This window comes from Leucobacter sp. UCD-THU, assembly GCF_000349545.1.
Taxonomy (GTDB): domain Bacteria; phylum Actinomycetota; class Actinomycetes; order Actinomycetales; family Microbacteriaceae; genus Leucobacter; species Leucobacter muris.
In genome coordinates this window covers 48,154-49,763 of record NZ_KB714605.1, presented here as the reverse complement: position 1 = coordinate 49,763, position 1,610 = coordinate 48,154, and the positions used below count along the sequence as shown (strand labels likewise).

Here is a 1,610-nt window from a genome sequence, read left to right as displayed (position 1 = left end):
TGGGGGGGGGGGGGGGGCAGCCGCGACGCCCGGGTGCGGATGCCGCGCGGCCGGGGTGCGGATGCCGGGCGTGAAAGGCGAACGACGGGCGGGAACGGGTGAATGCCGCGCGGGGAACGGGTGAAAAGTGGGCGGCGCGGGGTGAAGTTCTGATGCGTTCGCGCACTGGGTGTCTGATCCGTCATTAAGGTCTTGGGTGATACCCGAGGTCGATCGGTGCGTTGAGGGGAGCGACGCGGCATCGGTGCTGATGTTGTTCCGTTTCGATCCGGGAGTGCTGTGATGCGAGTTGACGGCGTTGCACAACGCGAGAGCATGTCGAGTACGAGTCGGCGGTTGAGCGCCGCTGTGGCGGTGATCGCGCTCAGCGCGACCGCGCTGATGGGGGTCGCGGTCAGCGCCGCGAGTGCGGCGCCCGCGAATATCGATCCGGACGAGGCGCGCAGTCTCACGATCCATAAGCTGTCGATGCCGGAGACTCCGGGGGCCGCCGGTGACGGGTCCGAGGTGCCTTCGGGCAGTCTGCCTGCGGGGTCGCTGCCGATCAACGGGGTGGCCTTCACGGTGCGTGAGGTGACCGAAATCGGCGGGGTCGCCGTCGACCTCGAGACCGATGCCGGGTGGGCGCTGATCCAGCCCTACCTCGACGGGACGACCCCGTTCGTGCCCTCGGGGGCGACGCTGGGAGCGGGGGTGGTGCGCACCACCGCGAACGGCGGCATCGCGGTGTTCGACACCCTGCCGGTGGGCCTGTTCTATGTGACCGAGACCAGTGCTGGGTCGAACTCGATCGCTGCTCCGGCGCAGCCCTTCCTCGTGACGCTGCCGATGCCCACGACCGAGCCGGGCGTGTTCCGGTACGATGTGCACGCGTACCCGAAGAACGTGCTCGGCGACGAGCCGTACATGGTGAAGACCGTCGAAGACTCGACCGCGTACGCGGTGGGCGACAAGGTGACCTGGACGATTTCGACCCGGGTACCCGACAGCTCCGGCTATGCCGTCGCCACCTTCGGCGTGTACGAGATGCCGAATGTCGAAGCGCTCGCCCGCTGGGACGACACCAAGGTGTGGAGCGCGAACGACGGTACGCAGTTCCCGGATCGCGCGACCGTGACACCGAAGGGTGGCACGCCGGTCGTGCTGTATCCCGAAGACCTGGCGTCCGCTTCCAACCCGGCGCCGGTCACCGAACTCTCGGACAGCGGGCTCGCGAAGGTGAATGCTGCCGGGCCGGGCTCGATCATCGAGTTCGTGTACGAGACGCGAGTGCAGGCGATCCCCGCGAACGGAGAGATTGACAACCAGGCCGAGGTGGCAATGGACGGCATCAATAAGTTCGTCGGTGCCGAGGCTTTGTGGGGTACGGCTCGTGTGAACAAGCATGCGCAGGGTGATGAGGATGCTCGTCTTGCGGGTGCGGAGTTTCAGGTGTTCGCCACCGAGGCCGCGGCGAACGCTGCGGCGGCTCAGGTCGCTTCGGGGGATCCGGTGACGGGTGGGCTCGAGTTCGGTGCGGGTTCGACCGCGGGGGCCGATCGCAAGACGTTCACCACCGCCGATCAGGGCGCCGATCACGGCTTCGTGGTGATCAACGGGCTGAAGGCGTC

General features: G+C 67.6%; 1 protein-coding gene. It reads left to right on the top strand.

Annotated features, from left to right (window positions below; genetic code table 11):
* Positions 1-336: 336 nt before the first annotated feature.
* A partial coding sequence (locus H490_RS29710; RefSeq protein ID WP_193743420.1) for a SpaH/EbpB family LPXTG-anchored major pilin occupies positions 337-1,610 on the top strand: 1,274 nt, incomplete at its 3' end.